Origin of the sequence: Micromonospora sp. WMMD1120 (assembly GCF_029626235.1) — a bacterium.
GTDB lineage: Bacteria > Actinomycetota > Actinomycetes > Mycobacteriales > Micromonosporaceae > Micromonospora.
The window spans coordinates 5,927,877-5,942,058 of sequence record NZ_JARUBO010000005.1 but is presented as its reverse complement, the minus strand read 5'-3'; the positions used below and the strand labels follow the sequence as shown (position 1 = coordinate 5,942,058).

Below are 14,182 nucleotides of genomic sequence, written 5' to 3'. Positions count from 1 at the left end.
GTGTGCGGTTTCGGAGGCGAGTTCCGGTTCGACGGGATGCCGGCGGACCTGGCCGCCGTGGAGCGGATGCTGCCGGTCCTGGCCGCGCGGGGCCCGGACGGCGAGGGTCGGTGGCAGCAGGGGCCGGCGGCGCTGGCGCACCGCAGGCTGCGCATCATCGACCTGTCCGACTCCGGCGCCCAGCCGATGGTCGACACCGAACTGGGTCTGGCCCTGGTCTTCAACGGGTGCGTCTACAACTACCGTGAGCTGCGCGACGAGCTGACCGGGCTCGGCTACTCCTTCCGATCCACCTCCGACACCGAGGTGATCCTCAAGGCGTACCACAGGTGGGGGACCGCCTGCGTCGAGCGGTTCTTCGGGATGTTCGCGTTCGCCCTGGTGGAGCTGGCGACACACACTCTGGTGCTGGCCCGCGACCGGCTCGGCATCAAGCCGCTCTACCTGGCCGAGCGGCCGGGCCGGGTGCGCTTCGCCTCGACCCTGCCGGCGCTGCTCGCCGCCGGCGAGGTGAACACCGACCTCGACCCGGTGGCGCTGCACCACTACATGAGCTTTCACTCGGTGGTGCCGCCGCCGCGGACCATCCTCGCCGGGGTCCGCAAGCTGCCGCCGGCCACCGTGCGGGTGATCACCGCGGACGGCCGCAGCACCGACACCACGTACTGGCGGCCGCGGTTCACCCGGGACGCCGCCGAGGCGAGGTCCGCCGCCGAGTGGCAGGAGGAGATCATGGCGGCGCTGCGGACCGCCGTACGCCGCCGGATGGTCGCCGACGTGCCGGTGGGCGTGCTGCTCTCCGGCGGTCTGGACTCCAGCCTGATCGTCGCCCTGCTCGCCGAGCAGGGCCAGACCGGGCTGGCGACCTTCAGCATCGGGTTCGAGGCGGCGGCGGGGGAGAGCGGCGACGAGTTCCACTACTCCGACCTGGTGGCCCGCCACTTCGACACCGACCACCAGCAGATCCGCATCGGCGCGGACCGGTTCGTCCCCGCTGTCCACCGGGCCATCGCGGCGATGAGCGAGCCGATGGTCAGCCACGACTGCGTCGCGTTCCACCTGCTCTCCGAGGAGGTGTCGCAGCGGATCAGCGTGGTGCAGTCCGGCCAGGGCGCCGACGAGATATTCGCCGGCTACGACTGGTACCCCCCGCTGGCCAACGTGGCCCGCCCGGACGCCCTGGAGGCGTACGCCCGGGTGTTCTTCGACCGTCGCCACGACGCGCTCGCCGGACACCTGGCGCCGGAGTGGATGCTCGACCACGACGCCAGCCTGGAGTTCGTCGCCGCGCACTTCGGCGCGCCCGGGGCGGACACCGCGCTGGACGCGGCGCTGCGCCTGGACAGCCTGGTGATGCTCGTCGACGACCCGGTCAAGCGGGTCGACAACATGACGATGGCCTGGGGGCTGGAGGCCCGGGTGCCGTTCCTCGACCACGAGGTCGTCGAGCTGGCCGCCGCCTGCCCACCCGCGCTCAAGCTGGCCCAGGGCGGCAAGGGCGTGCTCAAGGCGGGCAGCCGGGGCATCGTCCCGGACGAGGTGATCGACCGTCCGAAGGGCTATTTCCCGGTGCCCGCCATCCGGCACCTGTCCGGCCCGCTGCTCGACGACGTCCGGGACGCGCTGACCGCCCGTCCGGCCCGCGAGCGGGGCCTGTTCGGCAAGGACTACCTGGAGGAATTGCTGGACGCGCCGAACGCCCGGCGGACCACACTGGGTTCCAACGCGCTCTGGCAGCTCGGGCTGCTGGAGCTCTGGTTGCAGCGGATCGGGGTCTAGATGACCGTGCAGACCGGGGTGCCCACCCGCGCCCACCGGACCAGGACGGCCGGATCGCGCCCACCGCGGCCCGTCGTCCAAGACTTCGCGCCAGCGCCCTCCCCGGACGGCGACCGGGTGGCGTTCATCTCCGACCGGGCCGGCGCGCCGGGCGTCTGGGTCGCCGACGTCGCGACCGGCGCGGCCGTCGCGCTGCCCGTCGGCGACGAACCGGTGCTGGCGGTGAGCTGGTCCCCGGACGGACGGTGGTTGGGGTGCGTCGTCGCCCCCGGCGGGGCGCCCCGGACCGAGCTGTGGGTGCTGCGTCCGGACGGCACCGGCCGCCGCCAGGTGGCCGGGCTCGGTCGGCGCAGCGCGACGCTCGCCGGTTGGCTGCCCGCGAGCGCGACGATGCTGGTCACCGAGAGCGCCGAGCGGGGTGCGGCGGTCCTGGTCGACGCGGACACCGGGCACCGCCGCGTGCTCGCCGAGGGCGACCTGCTCACCCTGCTGGACGTCACCCCGGACGCCCGGACCGCGCTGCTGCGTCGTGGCCCCCGCAACGCCCGCTGGCTGGAACTGCTCGACGTGGCCAGCGGGCACCGGCGGCGACTGCTCCCGGACACCGGGCAGGGCACCACCGACCAGGGGTGGTTCGGCCCGGACGGCACCGGCGTGCTGGCCCGCACCGACGTGTTCAGCGAGCTGGCCGCGCTGGTCCTCGTCGACCCGAACCGCCCGGACGCGCCGCCGACCCGGCTCGCCTCGCGACCGGACGCCGAGCTGGAGCAGGCCGTCCCGTCCGCCGACCGGCGGCGGGCGGCGTTGCTGTGGAACACCTACGGCGGGCGCGGCGAGCTGAGCCTGCTCGACGTCGCCGCCGGCGTGCAGCGGGCGGTCGCCGCCCCCGGTGAGGTGCTCGACGACGTCGTCTTCGCCGCCCACGGCGGCCTGCTCTGCCTCACCGCGCAGGGGCCGGTGCGGCCCAGGCGGGTCTGGCTGGTCGACCCGTCGACCCCGACGCCGCGCCCGCTGCGCCCGCCCGCCAGTGCTGCCGGTACGACCGACCGGGGCGTCGCCCCACAGCTCGTCGATCTGCGTGCCCGCGACGGGCTGCCGCTCTCCGGGTGGCTGTACCGGCCGGCGGGTCGGGGTCCCTGGCCGACGGCGATCAGCCTGCACGGCGGCCCGGAGGCGCAGGAGCGCCCGGGTTACCAACCGCTGTTCCAGGCGCTGGTGGCGCAGGGCGTCGCGGTCTTCGCGCCCAACGTCCGGGGATCATCCGGATTCGGTCGCTCCTTCGTCACCGCCGACAACCTCGCCGGCCGGTACGCGGCCATCGCCGACGTGGCGGCCTGCGCCGACTTCCTCGTCGACACCGGCGTCGCCCGGCCCGGCCAGCTCGGCTGTCTGGGCCGTTCCTACGGCGGATACCTGGTTCTCGCGGTGTTGGCCCGGTTCCCCGGGCTGTTCGCCGCCGGGGTGGCCGAGTGCGGCATCTCCGACTTCCGCACCTTCTTCGCCGGCACCGAGCCGTGGATCGCCGCCGCGGCGGTCAGCAAGTACGGCGACCCGGTGCGCGACGCCGAGCTGCTGCGCGACCTGTCGCCACTGACCCACATCGACCGGCTCGACGTGCCGCTGCTGCTGATCCACGGCGCCAACGACACGAACGTGCCGGCCGGCGAGTCGGCCCAGGTCGCCGCCGCGTTGGCGGCGCGGGGCGTCCCGCACGGGCACCTGGTGCTCGCCGGTGAGGGGCACGACTTCCTGGCGCGCGCCAACGTCGAGGCGGCGCGGACGGCCACCACCGCCTGGTTGACCCGGCACCTCACCGGGAGCGCGACCGCCGTCGTCTGAGGCGTATCCTGCGCCGGTGGAGGTCACGGCGGACGGTGAGCGGTTGGCCGCCGACCTGGGCCGCTGGCTGGCCGAGGTGACCTTCGTCGACCTGGACACCGACCAGGTCACCGCACTGGTGATCGACTCGGTGGCGCGGTGGGCCGAGGCGCGGGGCTGGCGGGTCTACCGGCGCGCGCCCAGCGTGCTGCCGCTGCCACCGCCACTCGAGCAGCGGCAGTCCGTCCTCGACGTGGCGTGCGCCCGGCCGGACGGCCCGCCGGTGGTGGTAGAGGTGGACCACACCGACCGGGCGCGCACGGTGCGCAAGCTGCTCGCCGAGGCCGACGCCGGCCGGATTCCGCTCTGGGTGCGCTGGGGCGTCGGCCGGTTCACCGAGCCCGGACCGCCGGTGCGGATGGTGACCGTCGAGGTGACCCGGCGGGCCGGGCCGGCGGGGCGCGGACGCCTGCACAGCCGGGTCGGCGAGCGCCCCGCGCCGGCCCACTCCGCCGGCGGCGGCACGCTCGCCGCGCAGGCGCTGCCGATCCCGATGACCGAGCCGTCGGAAGCGGTCGAGGACGCCGGTAAGGGCACCTGAAGCGAATCGTAAGCGGGGGTTGGCAGAGTTCTGGGTGTCAACGGAGAGCAGGACAAACACCCAGGAGATTCCGATGCGCAAGCTCGTCAACTCGACCTACATCACCCTCGACGGCGTCATCGAGAACCCCATGTGGACGGCGCCGTACTTCGACGCGGAGGCCATGGCCCTGGCCGGCGAGCAGACCGACGCGGCGGACGCGATGCTGATGGGCCGGGCCACCTACGACGGCATGTCCCTCGCCTGGCCGCAGCAGGACGAGAGCGACCCCAACACCGGCGCGGCCTACTTCAACAACGTCAAGAAGTACGTCGCCTCGACCACCCTGACCAACCCCACCTGGAAGAACACCGAGGTGCTCCAGGGCGACCTGGTCGAGGCGGTCACCGCGCTCAAGGCCCAGGAGGGCAAAAACATCATCCAGTACGGCTTCGGCTCGGTCACCGCCCAGCTCATCCGGGCCGGACTGGTGGACGAGGTTCGCTTCTGGATCCACCCCGTCCTGGAGGGCGCCGCCAGCGTGACCGCGCCGCTGACCGACTTCACGGCCGCGTTCGACCTGGTCGACACCCGGGTGCACAAGAGCGGCGTGATCGTCGCCTCGTACCGGCCGAAGCCCGTCGCCTGAGCCGGTCAGAGCTGGGCCCGGGCCTCGCCCGGGCTCAGCGTCGCGCCCTCGGCGACCAGCGCGTCGAGGCGTTCCTGCCCGAGCTCGGCCCGCAGTCGTGCGGTCACCCGGTCGATGTCGTCGCGTTCGGCCGGGGCGGCGGGGGACCGCGCGGCGAGCCGGGCGGCGGCCGCGGCGCCCAGGAGGCGGGCGGCGACCTCGGGGGAGCGCACCGCCGCCGCCATGCCCTCCAGGGGGCCGACAGCGTCGCGCGTCGTGGCGATCGCCTCGGCGGTGTCGAACGCCTCGATGTGCAGGGCCAGTGCGGCGTCCGGGTCACCGCCCAGCTCGACGGCGTAGCCCAGCTCCACGAGGATCATCGGCAGGTAGAGCGCGGGTCTGCTTTCTCCTCGGCCCAGGTCGGCGAGGTGGGTGAGGTGGGTGACGGCCAGGTCGAGCTTGCCGTCGCGGCGGGCGGCCAGCCCGAGGCTCATCTCCGCGAAGATCAGCGCGCCGGGCGAACCCTGCTCCACCGCCAGGCCGTAGGCGCGTTCGGCGAGTTCGCGACCCTGGGCGTAGTCGCGGGTCTGCACGGCGAGCCAGGCCAGCCAGGACAGCTCGGCGCAGACCTGGGGCCACAACGCCAACTCCTCGGCCCAGCGCAGCCCTTCCCGGTGCAGCGCGACGGCACGCTCGTGCTCGCCCCGCATGTCGGCCAGCCCTGCCACCCATTCGGTTGCCCGGAGTTGACCCCACCGGTCGCCGAGATCGGCGAAGAGCGCGGCGCTACGGGTCGCGGTGCGCTCCAGGGCGGTCTGGTCACCGTTGGCGTGTGCGATGTGCGCCAGCGAGGTGAGCACCGCGGCCTCGGTCCACCGGTCGGTGGTGGCGGTGGGCAGCAGCTCCGCCGCCAGGGCCAGGTCGCCGTTCTCGATCACCGCGTTGGCGGCGAACCACGCGGCGTGGCTGTCCGGGGTGGCGGCAACCGCGGCGCGGACCTCGTCCGGTGCGATCGTCTCGCCCTGTGCCAGGGCGAAGCCGACCCGCCAGGCCGCGGCGCGGGCCTCCTGCTCCGGAGCGCCGGGCACCGCCAACGCGCGTCGCGCCTCGGTGAGCCGACCGCGCAGGAACCAGTACCAGCTCAACGCGACCGCCAGCCGCAGGCCGCCGCCGTGCGCCAGCGCCGACCGCAGATTGCCGGTCTCGGTGTCCAGGCGGGCCAGCCACCGCCGCTGGTCGGCGCCGCGCAGCCCGGCGTCGGCGGTCTCGGCCAGCCGGGTGTAGTGGGCGGCGTGGCGGGCGCGTACCTCGTCGGCGTCGCGCAGTCGCTCCAGGCAGAACGCGGCCACCGATTCGAGCAGTCGGTAGCGGGGGGCCGCGCCGGAGTCGTCGAGCACCACCAACGACCTGTCCACCAGCCGGGCGAGGACGTCCAGATCGGTGCGGCAGACCTCCTCGGCGGCCTCCGGGGCGCAGCCGTCCGGGAACACCGCCAGTCGGGCGAGCACCTGTCGCTCGGGCTCGTCCAGCAGGTCCCAGCTCCAGCCGATCACCGCGGTCAGCGTCCGCTGCCGGGCCGGCAGGTCCCGCTGCGCGGTGCTGAGCAGCTGGAACCGGTCGTCGAGGCGGTCCACCACCCCGCGGACACCGAGCGCGCGGACCCGGGTGGCGGCCAGCTCCAACGCCAGGGGAAGCCCGTCGAGGCGGCGGCAGAGCTGGGCCACCGCCGGCGCGGTCCGCGCGTCGAGTCGGAAGCCGCGCTGCCGCGCGGCGGCGCGGGCGACGAACAACCGCGCCGCCGCCGAGCGACGGACCGCGTCCAGGTCCGCGTCGTCCGGCACGGAGAGCGGGGGTACCTCCCAGAGCAGTTCCCCGGTCAGCCCCAGCGGTTCCCGGCTGGTCGCCAGCACGCGCACGTCGGGCGCGTCGCGCAGCAGCCGGGCGACGAGCGCGGCCACCGGCTCGACGACGTGTTCGCAGTTGTCCAGCACCAGCAGCAGGTGCCGGTGCCGCAGGGCCGCGACCACCCGGTCGGTGGGGGACAGGTCCCTACCGCCGCCCTCGTGCACGCCGAGCGCGCCGAGCACGTGCTCGGCCACGCGGGCGTCGCCCGCCGGCAGCGGCGCCAGCTCGACGAGGTGGACGCCGTCGGGGAAGCTCTGCGCGCGGGCCGTCTCGGTGGCCAGGCGGGTCTTGCCGACACCACCCGGCCCGACGAGCGTGACCAACCGCTGCCGGGGTGGCAGGGCCCGCAGCTCGGCCAGCGCCTCGGCCCGTCCGACCAGCTCGTCGAGTGGGGGCGGCAGGTTGTCGCGCAGGGTCGTGGCCTTCGGCGGCGGGCTCAGGCCGGCGTCCTGTTCGAGGATCCTGCGGTGCAGGGCGACCAGCTCCGGGCCGGGATCGAGGCCCAGCTCCTCGGCGAGAAGCTCACGCAGCTCGGCGTAGCTGTCCAACGCCTCGGACTGGCGACCGGCGGCGTACAGCGCGCGCAGCTGCACCTCGCGCAGGCCCTCGCGGAGCGGATGCCGGGCGACGAGTTCGGCCAGGTCGGCGACGACCAGGTCGTGCTCGCCCCGGGCCAGCCGGGCCGCGGCGAGCCGTTCCTGCACGACGAGGCGCTGCTCGGTCAGGCGGGCCACCTCGGCCCGGACGAACTCCGCGTCGGCGACGTCGGCGTACGCGTCGCCGCGCCACAGCGACAGCGCCTCGGTGAGCCGGTCGACGTCGGTGCTGCGGGCCAACTCGTCGAACCGGACCACGTCGAGCGCGTCGACCCGCAGCAGATAGCCGGGCGGGCGGGACTCGACCAGCTCGCGGGCGCCCGGCTCGGCGTCGTTGAGCGCCTTGCGCAGCTGCGACACGCGCACCTGGAGGGCGCCGGTCGGGTTGGCGGGGGCATCGTCTGCCCACAGGTCGTCGACCAGGCGGTCCGCCGAGACGACCTGGTTGCGGTTGACCAGCAGGTCGGCGAGCAACGCACGGACCTTGGCGCCGGGCACCACCACCGGCTCGCCGGCGTCGGTGGTCACGGCGAGCGGCCCGAGCACCCCGAACTGCACGGCGGTCATCCTAGCCGCGCGGCGGCGTCCCGCTGCCGACCGTGAGCTAGGCGCCGGCGGGCTGCGGGGCCACGGTCTGCGGGGCCGCGGTCTGCGACGACCGCCGTTGCTGCGGCACCGGCACGCCGTCGCGGCTCGCGGTCTGCAGGTCGGCGACGAGGGCGTCGATCTGGCCCCGGGTGACGCCGGGCATGCAGATGGTGTGCGACCACGAACCGTCGGTGGCCAACAGCCACTTGCCGGTGACCGCTGCCGGCGGGGTGGCCAGCACGACGGTGAAGGCGTGCGGGTGGCGCCAGGCGGGCCAACCGATCGCGGTGAGCTGCTCCACGGCGTACGCGGCGAGGTCCCGGGCACGGGCGGTGCGGGCCCGGTGCCCGTCCCGGCCGTGCGCGGCGATGGCGCACCACAGCAGCGCGGCGGCCTGCCCGCACCGGGAGCCGCTGACCGTGGTGTCGAGGGTGGCGGTGTAGGCGACGTGCCGGCCCGGCCTGCGGATGCTGTCGCGCATCAGCACCAGACCGCACGGGATCGGGGTGCCGAAGAACTTGTGACCTGACACGGCGATGCTGTCCACGCCGCTGCCCGGCGCGAGGGTCAGGACACCGTCGAGGGCGAGCGGGATGCCGGCGAGGGCGGCGTCGACGTGCACGTGCCGCCGGTCCACACCGGCCTCCCGCAGCACGGCGTCCACACGGGCGGGGTCGTCGACGGCCTCGGTCATCGTCGTGCCGGCCGTGGCCACGACGATCGCCGGGCGGTGGCGGCGCCACCCGACGAGGGTGGCGAGGTGCCGGTAGTCCATCTCGCCACCCTCGTCGACGTCGACCAGCTCACCCGGGGCGCCGATGATGTCGAGGATCTTTCCGACCGAGTAGTGCGCCGCCCGGGAGTAGTAGACGACAGCGTCCGGGTGCCGGCGGTGCGCGGCGTGCAGCGCGGCGAGGTTGCCCTCGGTGCCCCCGGCGGTGACGTAGCCCCACCGGTCGTCGGCCGGCAGGGCGAGCAGGTCCGCGCACCAGTCGACCACCGCGCGCTCCAGCACCTTGGTGTGCGCGGTGCCGCCCGGATCCGACAGCGGGTCGCCGACGTTGTTGAACAGCCGCCCGAACAGTGGCAGAACCGCGCTGTAGTCCATGTCCACCGCCCCGGGAAACCCGATGGCGGTGCGCTGCCCGTCGGCGGCGTTGTCGAGCAGCGCCCGGACCACCGCTGCCACGTTGATGCTGTCGGACCGCAGGTCGACGGCGGCGGCGTCCAGTTCGGCCGGCGGCTCCGGTGCGCTCACGCAGGCCGTCCGGGGACCAGGTGCTCGGTGAGGATCCGGTGCAGCCCGTTGAGCTGCGCCCAGGCGGCGCGCAGCCACTGGTCACCCTGCTCGGTGAGGTCGGCGTACGGGTCGTAGGGCCAGCGGCGGGAGGCGTCCAGGCGACGGTTGCTGGTGATGCCGTCGTCGCCGAGGCGCCGGTGCGGGTCGCGCACCATGCGCAGCGCGGTGCCGTCGATCAACCAGGCCAGTCCCTGCCCGGACAGGTCGAAGACCGATCGGGGGCGCGGCGTGTTCAGCGGTTGCGACCGCACCGAGTTGGCCACCGTGTGCCATGGTCCCTCGTCGCTGTCCAGGGTGGTCACGCCCACGCCGACATAGGAGGCGTCGCGGGGCATGTCCAGGTCACCGCCGTTGACCATCGAGCCCTCCGGACCGCGCGGGTCCCACCGCCGGCCCTGGGCGGTGGCCCGGGCGACGTTGCCGGCGGCCGTGCGGGACAGGTCGTGCAGCACCCGGGGCAGGTCGTCGGACTCCGGGCCGGCGAGAAAGAGCCGGGTGGCGATCAACAGCCGGTATCCGTGCGGCATGTGCTGGTCGGGGGTGGTGTAGAACAGCACCACCCCGTGCGGGCCGAGAGCGTTGCGCTTGCCGATACGGTCGAAGGCCTCGTGGCAGTGCCGGGCGTTGACGCCCCGCAGGCGGGACGCCACCTGCAGGCGCAGGTCCACCCAGACGCGTTCCTGCGGGCCGTACTCGTCGGGTTCGCTCGGCACGGGCGGCGCCGGCGGGGCGATCGGCGGCGGGAGGTGCGGCGGCTCCGGCGATGGTGGCGGCGACCACCGCTGTGGCGCGCCCGCCTGCGGTTCCGGCTCGTAGGCCGGCGGCCGGGCCCAGCGCCTGGTCGCGTCGAACGGGGGATCGGGGTCGTAGCCGGGCTGCCCGGTCCAGCTTCCCCCGGCGCTGCCCGCCGGTGGGGTGCGCCGCGCCGTCGGGCCGTCGCCGGCGTACTCGGCCGGCGGCTGGTTGACCGTCGGTCTGCCGCGCTCGTCCACGTTCATGTGGTGTCGCCCTGAGGGTGGTGTCGTCGGGTAGGTCATTGGCTACCTCGGTCCTAGAAGGTGACGCCGACGTCATCCGGCACGGCGTGGGTGTCTGGGCGGCCCTGGCTGATGCCCTGGTACACGTCCGGACGGGAGCGCCGCAGCACACCCGCCCAGAGGCTTCCCCCGAGCGCGGCGCCCGCGATGATCAGGGGCAGCAGGAAGGGGGACCAGGACCCCTCGGCGGCGCCGAGCAGCGACCCCACGTTGACCACCATCGCGCCGAGGACGACAGCGCCGAGGACGACGCCGCACAGCGGCGCGATGACGGACGTGCCGGCCCCGACCCTGGACAGCACCCCGTTGCGCGCGCCGACCGCCGCGACCGAGGCGGCCAGCAGCAGGCAGAGCAGTCCGAGCGCGCCGAGCGTGGACAGCCAGGTGAACAGGGTCGCCACCGGATCGGCGTGCAGCGCCGCGAAGACGACCACCACCACCGCGGCGATCCCGGTCTGGAGCAGCGACCCGCCGACCGGGGCGCTGACCCGGGTGCCGCTGCCCGAGCGGGCCAGGGCCGCCGGCAGCACCCCCTCGCGGGCCATCGCGAACACGTAACGGGCCACCACGTTGTGGAAGGCCAGCAGGGACGTGACGATGGCGAGGATCAGCATCATCTGCGCCAGCGGCGTCAGGAAGCCGCCGAGCCCTCGTTCCAGCACCGAGAACGGCAGGCCACCCTCCGGGTCGGCCGCGACGGCCGCCACCCGGTCCGTGCCGACCGCGACGCCCATCGCCCACGCCGTCCCGGCGTACACGACGGTCAGGAACAGCACGCCGGCGAAGACCGCCCGGGTCACACCCGAGTTGTCCCGGCTCTCCTCGGCGAAGCTCGCGGGGGCGTCCACGCCCATCAGCGCGGCCAGGCACAGCGCGACGGCGCCACCGATGCCGCTGACGCCGAGCCCGGAGACCGCGAAACCCTGCCAGGAGAGCGTGCCGCCGGCCGGATCGGCCAGCGCCGACGCCACGAAGAGCACGATGATCACCAGCGAGCCCGCCAGGACGGCCGCCAGCAGCACTGTGGAGAGCGCGACGGCGCGTACCCCCAGCACGGCGACCAGGACCAGCCCGACGCCGGCCCAGACCCACCAGCTTCCGCCGATGAGGCTGGCCAGGGTGGCGCCGAGCAGCCCGTAGAGGCTGATCTGGATGGCGTTGTACGCGACCAGGGCGACCGCGCCACCGGCCACGCCCCACCGCCGGCTCAACCCCCGGGTGAGGATGGCGTAGTAGGCGGCGGCGTGCGGCACCTGCCGCGACATCGCCGTGTAGCCGACCAGCAGCAGCGCGACGACGCTGCCCACCAGCAGGAACACCAGCGGGACGGTGGTCACCTGGGTGCTGGCGTAGGTGGCGACGATGCCGCCGACGAGCACCACCATGGGCGCCGACGCCGCGGCGCCGAAGACGCCCATACCCCACGCGCTGAGCGTCTTCCGCGCCAGCGCCACCTGCACATGCATGCTCACCGCGAGCCTCCCGCACTACGAGCCGTGACGATCGGCCACGGACCGGATCGGAGTCCCGACCGGTCCGGACGCCGCACGCCGGCCCTCTCCTGTGGATTGATCAGCCACCGGGCCGACGCCGTCGATCCCCGCTGTCCGTGTGGCCACTCCCGGCGGATCGCGTGCCCCGACCACGTCTCGCGCCCGGCGAGCGGTTCGGTGGGTCCCGATGATCCCCAAGAACGGGCGCTTCTCCACCACGTGCGCAAAATCTTTGATCTGGAGTGGACGGACGAAGCGGCCGGGCCGGTCAGGCTCAGCATGATGGGGTCCTCCGGAAGGGGCAGACAACGTGCGTCAAGCGGGTGACTGAATGATCACCGGGGGTGCCGGGGACACATTACTGGAGATCGTTATCGTCGGCTATCCGTAGTGCCGCGTATCTGGTCTGTTGATATTCGAACGTGCCGCTCATGGCGTGCGATCGATTCGACGGGTAGAAACGTATCAACCTCCTCGTTCCCGGACCGGTTCCGATCGCGGAGGAAAGAGAGCGCTCTCACCGCCCCCAGCTGCTCCGGAACTGCGGTCCGGCCAGCGGAGAGGACGAACCACATGACAATCCCGTCCCGGGGTACGCGCCGGAGATCCGCGCGTACCCTCCTGCTCGCGGTGGCGCTGACCACCGCCGTCACGATGTCCGGCGCGCCGGCCGTCGCCGGCCGACCGACGCACGGCACGCCCGACTTCGGTCCGAACGTGACGGTCTTCGACCCGTCGATGCCGGTCGACGAGATCCAGCGGACCCTCGACGCGGCACACGCCCGGCAGGTCGACAACGAGATGGGCGCCGAGCGGCACGCCTACCTGTTCCGGCCGGGCGCCTACGGCACCGCCGAGCAGCCGTTGCAGGCCCGGGTCGGCTACTACACCGAGGTCTCCGGCCTCGGCGCCGCGCCCACCGACGTCACCGTCAACGGCAAACTCGAGGTCTACAACCGCTGCCTGGCCGACGGCGGCACCGGCAACTGCCTCGCGCTGGTCAACTTCTGGCGCACCCTGTCCAACCTCTCCCTGACCGTCAACGCGACCGGTCAGGACGGCTGTCGGTCGACGGCGAACTTCTGGGCGGTGTCCCAGGCGGTGTCGATGCGTCGGCTCAACATCGACGGTGGCGGGCTGTCCCTGATGGACTACTGCACCGCCGGCCCGCAGTACGCCAGTGGCGGATTCATCGCCGACTCGCGGCTGCCGGCCACGACCAACGGCTCACAGCAGCAGTGGCTGACCCGCAACAGCGAGGTCGCCGGCTGGTCGAACGCGGTGTGGAACCAGGTCTTCGCCGGTGTCGAGGGCGCACCGGACGACGCCACGTTCCCGGACCCGCCGTACACCACCCTGGAGACCACGCCGGTCAGTCGGGAGAAGCCGTACCTCTTCGTCGACGGCAAGGGTCGCTACCAGGTACGGGTGCCCTCGGCGCGGCGGGACAGCCGGGGCGTCTCCTGGGCCGGCGGCCTGACGCCGGGGCGAACCATCGGGATCGACGACTTCTTCGTCGCCAAGCCGTCCGACCCGGTGCGCGTGATCAACAGTCAGCTCGCGCGGGGCAAGCACCTGCTGCTCACCCCCGGTGTGTACGACATCGCGCGCAGTATCGAGGTCCGACGTCCGGACACCGTGGTGCTCGGCATCGGGCACGCCACGCTCACCGCCGTGAACGGCGCGGTCCCGCTGGACGTCGCCGGTGTGCCCGGTGTGATCGTCGCCGGTGTCACCATCGACGCCGGAACCGTCGAGTCGCCGGTGCTGCTGCGTGTCGGCCGTCCGCACGGTCACAACGCCAGCAGCCCGGCCAACCCGACAACGCTGTCCGACGTGTACTTCCGGGTCGGCGGCCCGCACATCGGCCGGACGCACACCGCGTTGGAGGTCAACAGCGACGACGTGCTCATCGACCACACCTGGGTGTGGCGCGGCGACCACGGCGTGGAGGGCTTCACCGAGGGCGTCAACGGCGACACCGACCGGTGGCGCACCAACACCGGCCGCTACGGCGCGGTCATCAACGGCGACCACGTCACCGCGACCGGTCTGTTCGTCGAGCACTTCCAGCGCTACAACACGGTCTGGAACGGCGAGCACGGCACCACGATCCTCTATCAGAACGAGCTGCCGTACGACCCGCCGACGCAGGCCGACTGGATGAACGGCGCGGTCGAGGGGTGGGCCGGTTACAAGGTCGCCGACCGGGTGCGCCACCACACCCTGCACGGCGGCGGGGTGTACGTCTTCAACCAGAACAACCCGTCGATCCACACCGAGAACGGGTTCGAGGTGCCGAACCGGCCGGGTGTGCGGCTGCGCCACATCATGACCGTCAACCTCAGCGCCGGGACCATCGACCACGTGGTCAACGGCGTCGGCGATCCGGCCGACACGACAAGGGTCGGCGCTCCGGTCTACCTGCGGGAGTATCCGACGTCGTAGCGAATCTAGG

At 73.6% G+C, this 14,182-nt stretch carries 9 protein-coding genes; 5 read left to right on the top strand and 4 right to left on the bottom strand.

Annotation, left to right across the window (positions count from 1 at the left end; all coding sequences use genetic code 11):
- The 4 genes from O7634_RS27475 (at position 1) to O7634_RS27460 (ending at position 4,826) form a co-directional block, all read left to right on the top strand.
- Complete coding sequence (locus O7634_RS27475) at positions 1-1,779, top strand: N-acetylglutaminylglutamine amidotransferase (RefSeq protein ID WP_278153015.1); 1,779 nt, start codon at positions 1-3, stop codon at positions 1,777-1,779.
- The gene (locus O7634_RS27470; protein ID WP_278153014.1) at positions 1,780-3,618 is read left to right on the top strand and encodes a prolyl oligopeptidase family serine peptidase; all 1,839 of its coding nucleotides are present in this window, start codon (positions 1,780-1,782) and stop codon (positions 3,616-3,618) included.
- 16 nt (positions 3,619-3,634) lie between these two features.
- Positions 3,635-4,198, top strand: coding sequence for a hypothetical protein (locus O7634_RS27465; protein WP_278153013.1), 564 nt, complete (start codon positions 3,635-3,637; stop codon positions 4,196-4,198).
- 73 nt (positions 4,199-4,271) lie between these two features.
- The gene (locus tag O7634_RS27460; protein ID WP_278153012.1) at positions 4,272-4,826 is read left to right on the top strand and encodes a dihydrofolate reductase family protein; all 555 of its coding nucleotides are present in this window, start codon (positions 4,272-4,274) and stop codon (positions 4,824-4,826) included.
- Between the two features lie 5 nt (positions 4,827-4,831).
- Here O7634_RS27460 and O7634_RS27455 read toward each other — a convergent pair whose 3' ends face one another.
- Genes O7634_RS27455 through O7634_RS27440 form a run of 4 tightly spaced genes read right to left on the bottom strand, consistent with a single transcriptional unit; the run spans position 4,832 to position 11,697 of the window.
- Positions 4,832-7,873, bottom strand: coding sequence for a BTAD domain-containing putative transcriptional regulator (locus tag O7634_RS27455; protein ID WP_278153011.1), 3,042 nt, complete (start codon positions 7,871-7,873; stop codon positions 4,832-4,834).
- Positions 7,874-7,910: 37 nt separating this feature from the next.
- Complete coding sequence (locus tag O7634_RS27450; RefSeq protein ID WP_278154100.1) at positions 7,911-9,089, bottom strand: histidine decarboxylase; 1,179 nt, start codon at positions 9,087-9,089, stop codon at positions 7,911-7,913.
- A gap of 59 nt (positions 9,090-9,148) precedes the next feature.
- Positions 9,149-10,192, bottom strand: a complete 1,044-nt coding sequence (locus tag O7634_RS27445; protein ID WP_278153010.1) for a hypothetical protein — start codon at positions 10,190-10,192, stop codon at positions 9,149-9,151.
- Between the two features lie 53 nt (positions 10,193-10,245).
- Positions 10,246-11,697 (bottom strand): APC family permease, encoded by a 1,452-nt coding sequence (locus O7634_RS27440; protein ID WP_278154099.1) that lies wholly within the window; start codon positions 11,695-11,697, stop codon positions 10,246-10,248.
- A gap of 600 nt (positions 11,698-12,297) precedes the next feature.
- On the opposite strand from O7634_RS27440, the gene O7634_RS27435 reads away from it, so the two are divergent.
- Positions 12,298-14,172 (top strand): adenylyl cyclase, encoded by a 1,875-nt coding sequence (locus O7634_RS27435; protein ID WP_278153009.1) that lies wholly within the window; start codon positions 12,298-12,300, stop codon positions 14,170-14,172.
- The last annotated feature ends 10 nt before the right edge of the window (positions 14,173-14,182 follow it).